Annotated in this window: 3 protein-coding genes and 1 pseudogene; 1 reads left to right on the forward strand and 3 read right to left on the reverse strand. The window is 57.0% G+C overall.

The features are described 5' to 3' along the window. Position 1: 1 nt before the first annotated feature. The 3 genes and pseudogenes from U5O12_RS04605 to rpoB form a co-directional block, all read right to left on the reverse strand. On the reverse strand, positions 2 to 541 hold the full coding sequence (locus tag U5O12_RS04605; RefSeq protein ID WP_322577506.1) for a hypothetical protein: 540 nt from the start codon (positions 539 to 541) through the stop codon (positions 2 to 4). 74 nt (positions 542 to 615) lie between these two features. Continuing rightward, on the reverse strand, positions 616 to 4,842 hold the full coding sequence (gene rpoC / locus U5O12_RS04610; RefSeq protein WP_322577507.1) for a DNA-directed RNA polymerase subunit beta': 4,227 nt from the start codon (positions 4,840 to 4,842) through the stop codon (positions 616 to 618). A 19-nt stretch (positions 4,843 to 4,861) separates the two neighbouring features. Next, a pseudogene (gene rpoB, locus U5O12_RS04615) lies at positions 4,862 to 7,435 on the reverse strand (DNA-directed RNA polymerase subunit beta); the annotation flags it as partial. A gap of 101 nt (positions 7,436 to 7,536) precedes the next feature. On the opposite strand from rpoB, the gene U5O12_RS04620 reads away from it, so the two are divergent. Then, the coding region (locus U5O12_RS04620) for a hypothetical protein (RefSeq protein ID WP_322577508.1) at positions 7,537 to 7,789 on the forward strand (253 nt) is incomplete at its 3' end.

A 7,789-nucleotide genomic window follows, 5' to 3' on the forward strand; every position in this document is an offset into this window, starting at 1 on the left:
CTTAGAAATGCCCTGCAGGCTGAAAGCCCATGAGGGTTGCAACCCAGCGTGCTGGGTACTGTTGAATCGCCTCGTTGTAGAGAGTGATGATTTGGTTAAACCCGCCACTTGCGCTTTGCACCTTGAGACTGGCGGAATTCCAAGCCTCTTGCATGTCTGGCGGTAGCGCTGGCCCAGCCAAATCTGTCGGAGCAGCGCTCGCTTCCTGCCATGCCGCATGCATGGAGGCCCAGGCATCGGACAAGGCAGCCACTGCGCTTGGCTGCAGGGAGGCAGGGCGTGGCTGCGCCAGGACCTGTTCCAAATGACCGGCGGCCACTTGCACATGGCTCCATTGCGCGTCGACCTCAGCGGCTCCCTCTGCATTCGGGGCAGCAACATATTGCCGAACCAATGCGGCACAGGTTCCTGCGTGTTTCTCCACCACGGCCATCACCTCGAGACCACGTGCACGCAGACGCATCAAACGGTTGTAGAGACCTACTCCCCAAAAAATCAGAAGTGCGAGAACCACCCAGAGCAGCAGGGACAGATCCATCATAAAACCCTCAATAAAAATGCCCCAAGCTGCATGACACATGCTTGGGGCATCGGCACTAACGCGGAACCGGCGGATTATTCGGCCGCAGATCCTTCGTTGGCTTCCAACTCACCGGCGACGTCTGCGCCACCAGCCAGCTCAGCAGCTTCGGCCTCAGCGATGGCACGACGCTCTGCATCGTCCATAGTCTCACGCACCTTGCGGGCTTCGTGGTAAGCCAAGCCAGTGCCTGCGGGGATCAGACGGCCCACGATCACGTTTTCCTTCAGGCCACGCAGCTCGTCGCGTTTGCCCATGATGGCAGCTTCCGTCAACACGCGGGTCGTTTCCTGGAAGGACGCTGCGGAGATGAAGCTGTCGGTGGACAACGATGCCTTGGTAATACCCAGCAACAGGTTGGTGTAAGTTGCGGGGATCTTTCCTTCTGCACGCAAAGCGTCGTTGGTGTTGAGCATTTCAGAACGCTCGACCTGCTCACCGTTGATGTACCCAGAATCACCTGCGGCTTCGACCACTACGCGGCGCAGCATCTGGCGAACAATCACTTCAATGTGCTTGTCGTTGATCTTCACGCCTTGCAAGCGGTAAACATCCTGCACTTCGTCCACGATGTAGCGCGCCAGTTCTTCGGAGCCCAGCAAACGCAAGATGTCTTGCGGGTCTGCAGGACCGTCCACCACGGACTCGCCCTTGTTGACCACCTGCCCTTCGTGCACCAAGATGTTCTTTTCCTTGGGCACGAGTTCTTCCCAGACCTTGCCTTCTGGGTCAGTGATCTGCAGGCGAACCTTGCCCTTGGTTTCTTTGCCAAAGGACACCGTACCGGTCACTTCAGCCAAGACACCCTTGTCTTTGGGCGAACGGGCTTCGAACAATTCGGCCACACGCGGCAAACCGCCGGTAATGTCGCGAGTCTTCTGGCCTTCGATCGGGATACGGGCCAGCACTTCGCCTGGGCCCACGTCCTGACCATCACGCACCTGCACCAGGGCGCCCACTGGGAAGCCGATGGTCACCGAGTGATCGGTACCTGGAATCTTCACTTCATGACCAGAAGCGTCGATCAGCTTGACCTGGGGACGCACGACCTTGGCAGCGCCGCGACGCTTGGGGTCGATGACCACCAGAGTGGACAGACCAGTCACTTCATCCACTTGCTTGGCTACTGTCAAACCTTCTTCGACGTTTTCGAAGTGGGCCTTACCGGCGAATTCAGTGATGATGGGGCGAGTCAGCGGATCCCAATTGGCCAAAATGGCGCCAGCCTTGATGGTTTGGTCAGCCTTCACGGTCAACACGGCCCCATATGGCACCTTGTGACGTTCGCGCTCACGGCCATGCTCGTCATGGATGATGATTTCACCAGAACGGGCAATCACAACCAACTCAGACTTGCTGTTGGTCACGTAGCGCATCGTGGCGTTGAAGCCGATCACACCATTGGACTTGGCTTCAACGCTGGAGGCGATGGCAGCGCGCGACGCGGCACCACCAATGTGGAAGGTACGCATGGTCAGCTGGGTACCAGGCTCACCGATGGACTGGGCAGCGATCACACCGACAGCTTCGCCGCCGTTGATCAGACCACCACGGCCCAAATCGCGTCCGTAGCACTTGGCGCAGATACCGAAGCGGGTCTCGCACGTCAGGGCAGTACGCACCTTGACTTCGTCGACGCCGGCACTTTCGAGTTCTTCGATCAGATCTTCATCCAACATGGAGCCGGCAGGAGCCAACACCGTGCGGTTTTCAGGGTGCAATACATCGTCAGCAGCGGTACGACCCAGAATGCGGTCACGCAGCGATTCGATGGTTTCACCGCCTTCAACAATGGCACGCATCAGGTAGCCATTGTGGGTACCGCAATCCTGCTCGGTCACGACCAAGTCTTGAGTCACGTCCACCAGGCGGCGTGTCAGGTAACCCGAGTTCGCTGTCTTCAACGCAGTATCGGCCAAACCCTTACGAGCACCGTGGGTGGAGATGAAGTACTCCAGCACGTTCAGACCTTCGCGGAAGTTCGCGGTAATGGGCGTCTCGATGATGGAGCCGTCCGGCTTGGCCATCAGCCCCCGCATACCGGCCACCTGGCGAATCTGCGCAGCAGAACCGCGAGCACCAGAGTCGGCCATCATGTAGATGGAGTTGAAGGACTCCTGCTGGACTTGCTTGCCATGGCGGTCAGTGACCGTCTCCTTAGACAGCTTGGCCATCATCACCTTGGACACTTCGTCGCCGGACTTGCCCCAGATATCAACCACCTTGTTGTAGCGCTCGCCGGAGGTCACCAGACCGGAGACGTACTGCTGCTCGATCTCTTTGACTTCCTTTTGGGCACGACCAATGATGTCGTGCTTCTCTTGCGGCACCAGCATATCGTCGATACAGATCGAGATGCCAGCCTTGGTCGCCAGACGGAAACCGCTTTGCAGCAGCTTATCGGCAAACACCACAGTCTCCTTCAATCCGCACTTGCGGAAGGACACGTTGATCAGCTTGGAGATTTCCTTCTTCTTCAATGCCTTGTTGATGTTGGAGAAGGGCAGGCCCTTGGGCAGAATTTCGGACAGTAGCGCACGGCCAGCAGTGGTTTCCCACAGCTTGGTCGAGGGCTCAAACTCGCCGGTTTCCTTGTTCTTGGTCCACTCTGTCAAACGCACGTTGATGCGCGCGTTCAGCTCGACTTCACCCGCATCGAAAGCGCGCTGGACTTCGCCGGTATCGGAGAAGATCAGGCCCTCGCCCTTGCCGTTGATTCGGTCACGAGTGGTGTAGTACAAGCCCAGCACCACGTCTTGCGATGGGACGATGGAGGGCTCGCCGTTGGCGGGGAAAAGCACGTTGTTGGAGGCCAGCATCAGCGTGCGGGCTTCCATTTGTGCTTCCACCGACAAAGGCACGTGAACCGCCATTTGGTCACCGTCGAAGTCGGCGTTAAACGCCGCACAAACGAGGGGGTGCAACTGGATAGCCTTGCCTTCGATCAGGATGGGCTCAAAGGCTTGGATACCCAAACGGTGCAGTGTGGGCGCACGGTTCAGCATCACTGGGTGCTCTTTGATGACCTCTTCGAGGATGTCCCACACCACGGGGGTGCCGGATTCGACTTCCTTCTTGGCCGCCTTGATGGTGGTCGCAATGCCCATGGCTTCCAGGCGCGCGAAGATGAAGGGCTTGAACAACTCCAAAGCCATCAATTTCGGCAGACCGCACTGGTGCAGCTTGAGCGTCGGGCCCACGGTAATCACGGAACGACCGGAGTAGTCCACGCGCTTGCCCAGCAAGTTTTGACGGAAACGACCGGATTTACCCTTGATCATGTCAGCCAGGGACTTGAGTGCGCGCTTGTTGGCACCTGTCATGGCCTTGCCGCGGCGGCCGTTGTCCAGCAAGCTGTCCACGGCTTCTTGCAGCATGCGCTTTTCGTTGCGCGCAATGATTTCGGGCGCTTTGAGTTCCAGCAAACGACGCAGACGGCTGTTGCGGTTGATCACGCGGCGGTACAGGTCATTCAGATCGGAGGTCGCAAAGCGGCCGCCGTCCAGCGGCACCAAAGGACGCAGGTCCGGTGGCAGCACGGGCAGAACGTCCAACACCATCCACTCGGGCTTGATGCCGGATTTCTTGAACGCTTCCAGAACCTTCAAACGCTTGGCGTTCTTCTTGATCTTCAGTTCAGAGCCGGTCAGGTCGTTACGCAGCTTCTCGATAGAGCCTTCGATGTCGATGCTCTCAAGCAGGTCTTTGATACCTTCAGCGCCCATCTTGGCGGTGAACTCGTCGCCGAATTCCTTGAACTTGGCATCAAAGTCATCCTCGGACATGATGCTGTACTTCTTCAGCGGGGTCATGCCGGGGTCAGTCACCACGTATGCCTCGAAGTACAACACGCGTTCGATATCGCGCAGCGTCATGTCCAGCACCAGGCCCAGACGGCTGGGCAGGGACTTCAGGAACCAGATGTGCGCGCAGGGAGCGGCCAAGTCGATGTGACCCATGCGTTCACGGCGAACTTTGGTCTGTGTAACTTCAACGCCGCACTTCTCGCAGATCACACCGCGATGCTTCAAACGCTTGTATTTGCCGCACAGGCATTCGTAGTCTTTGATGGGGCCGAAGATCTTGGCGCAGAACAGACCGTCGCGCTCGGGCTTGAACGTGCGGTAGTTGATGGTTTCGGGTTTCTTGACTTCACCGAAAGACCAAGAACGGATCTTCTCAGGCGAAGCCATGCCGATCTTGATGGCATCAAAATGCTCATCGGGAGTGAACTGCTTGAACAGGTCGAGTAAAGATTTCATGTGACTCTTTCCCTTTCAATTAAGAACGTTCGAGTTCGATGTCGATGCCCAAGGAACGGATTTCCTTGACCAACACATTGAACGATTCCGGCATACCGGCTTCGATGGAATGCTCGCCTTTGACGATGTTCTCGTACACCTTGGTACGGCCTTGCACGTCATCGGACTTGACGGTGAGCATCTCCTGCAGCACGTAAGACGCACCGTAGGCTTCCAGCGCCCACACTTCCATTTCACCGAAGCGCTGACCACCAAACTGGGCTTTACCGCCCAGAGGTTGCTGGGTCACCAAGCTGTACGGGCCAGTCGAGCGGGCGTGCATCTTGTCGTCCACCAAATGGTGCAGCTTCAGGTAGTGCATATAGCCCACTGTCGTGGTGCGCTCGAAAGCATCACCACTGCGACCGTCATACAACTGCGCCTGGGTACGCGTTGCAGTCAGGCCTTTGGCCTTGGCAACATCGTCTGGGTACGCCAGCTGCAACATGTCGCCAATTTCTTTTTCTGTGGCGCCATCGAACACTGGAGACGCAAATGGCACCCCGCTGGTGAGCTCCTTGGCCATTTCCTGAACTTCAGCGTCAGACAATTGGGCCAAGTCTTCCTTACGGCCGGCGCTGTTGTAAACCTTCTCCAGGAAACCGCGGATTTCTGTTGCGGCAGCTTCGCGTTGCAACATATCTCCAATACGTTGGCCCAGGCCCTTGCCGGCCCAGCCCAAGTGCACTTCCAGCACCTGACCGATGTTCATACGCGAAGGCACGCCCAGCGGGTTCAGTACGATGTCCACCGGAGTACCGTCCGCCAAGTAAGGCATGTCTTCCACCGGAGTGATCTTGGAGACCACACCCTTGTTGCCGTGGCGACCTGCCATCTTGTCACCGGGCTGCAAGCGGCGCTTCACCGCAATGTAGACCTTGACCATCTTCAGAACGCCCGCGGGCAATTCGTCGCCTTGCGTCAACTTCTTGCGCTTTTCTTCAAAAGCCAAGTCGAAGCTGTGGCGGGTCTGCTCCAGCGAGTTCTTGATGCTCTCCAGTTGACTAGCCACCTCTTCGTCGGCAGGACGAATGTCGAACCAGTGGAACTTCTCTACGGAAGCCAAGTAGGCCTTGTCCAGCTTGGTACCTTTGGCCAGCTTTTGCGGGCCGCCGTTGGCAACCTTGCCGGTCAACAGCTTCTCGATACGGTCGAACGCATCGGCTTCCACGATACGCAGCTGGTCATTCAAGTCCAGACGGAAGCGCTTGAGTTCGTCGTCAATGATCTGCTGGGCACGGCGGTCGCGCGTGATGCCTTCACGGGTGAAGACTTGCACGTCGATTACGGTGCCAGAGCTACCTTGGTCGACGCGCAGGGATGTATCCTTCACGTCACTGGCCTTCTCGCCGAAGATGGCGCGCAGCAGCTTCTCTTCTGGCGTCAGCGTGGTCTCACCCTTGGGTGTGACCTTGCCCACCAGCGTGTCGCCGGGCAGAACCTCGGCACCCACGTAGATGATGCCGGACTCGTCCAGACGGTTCAGTTGCTGTTCGCTCAGGTTGGGGATATCGCGGGTGATTTCTTCCGCGCCCAACTTGGTATCACGCGCCATCACCACCAGTTCTTCGATATGGATGGAGGTGTAGCGGTCTTCGGCCACCACACGCTCGCTGATCAGGATCGAATCTTCGAAGTTGTAGCCGTTCCAAGGCATGAAGGCCACAAGCATGTTCTGCCCGATAGCGATTTCGCCCAGATCGGTCGACGCACCATCGGCAATGACATCACCCTTGGACAGCTTGTCGCCCTTCTTGACGATGGGACGCTGGTGGATGTTGGTGTTCTGGTTAGAACGTTGGTACTTGATGAGGTTGTAGATATCCACGCCAACCTCACCAGCTTGCGCTTCGGCGTCGTTCACGCGGATCACCACACGGGTGGCATCCACATAGTCCACGATACCGCCACGGGTGGCAGTCACCACGGTGCCGGAGTCAACCGCGGCAACGCGCTCGATACCGGTTCCCACCATGGGCTTCTCGGGGCGCAGCACGGGCACGGCTTGGCGCGACATGTTTGCACCCATCAAGGCGCGGTTCGCATCATCGTGCTCCAGGAATGGCACAAGCGAAGCAGCCACCGACACGATCTGCGCGGGCGACACGTCCATGTACTGGACGCGGTCTGCGCCCACCAAGATGGATTCACCTTTTTCACGGGCAGACACCAGGTCACCGGTCAGTTTGCCGTCCTTGTCCAGAGCCGCATTGGCCTGGGCAATCACGTATTTACCCTCTTCGATGGCAGACAGGTAATCGATGTCCATCGTCACCTTGCTGTCCACGACACGACGGTAAGGGGTTTCAATGAAACCATACTCGTTCAGGCGGGCGTACAAGGCCAGGGAGTTGATCAGACCAATGTTCGGACCTTCAGGCGTTTCGATCGGGCAGACGCGACCGTAGTGGGTCACGTGCACGTCACGCACTTCAAAGCCTGCGCGCTCGCGGGTCAAACCACCCGGGCCAAGGGCCGATACGCGGCGCTTGTGGGTGATTTCAGCCAACGGATTGGTCTGGTCCATGAACTGGGACAGCTGCGACGCGCCAAAGACACAACAATCAGTGCTTCCAGAACTTCGGAACGCGTTTAATTCAAAATGAAGCATCAAAAAAAACACTAATAAAAGTGGGTCTGATTATGATTTGTGAAATGAGCATGGTAGATCACACAGGAGAAAAAATGACAACGACAATGATACCCTTTCGTTCTACATCTTTCCTTGTCAATGGATACAACAGCAACAACATTAAGAGAAACATTAAACAAAGTTTCTCGATGCAAGAACACGATATGGAAGAATTTATGAATTGCGGTTCGAATTGGATATTCGAGAGACCCGTTGCTTTCGATATCGAAATTGCCTCAATGAAACCAATTCTCGTCGGACAGCAATACGTAACTT

The organism is Rhodoferax sp., from assembly GCF_034519335.1.
GTDB lineage: Bacteria > Pseudomonadota > Gammaproteobacteria > Burkholderiales > Burkholderiaceae_C > Allorhodoferax.

Bases quoted from the DNA above. Each gene is read 5' to 3' on its own strand.
- U5O12_RS04605 (WP_322577506.1), bottom strand. From the start codon at position 541: ATGATGGATCTGTCCCTGCTGCTCTGGGTGGTTCTCGCACTTCTGATT.
- rpoC (WP_322577507.1), bottom strand. From the start codon at position 4,842: ATGAAATCTTTACTCGACCTGTTCAAGCAGTTCACTCCCGATGAGCAT.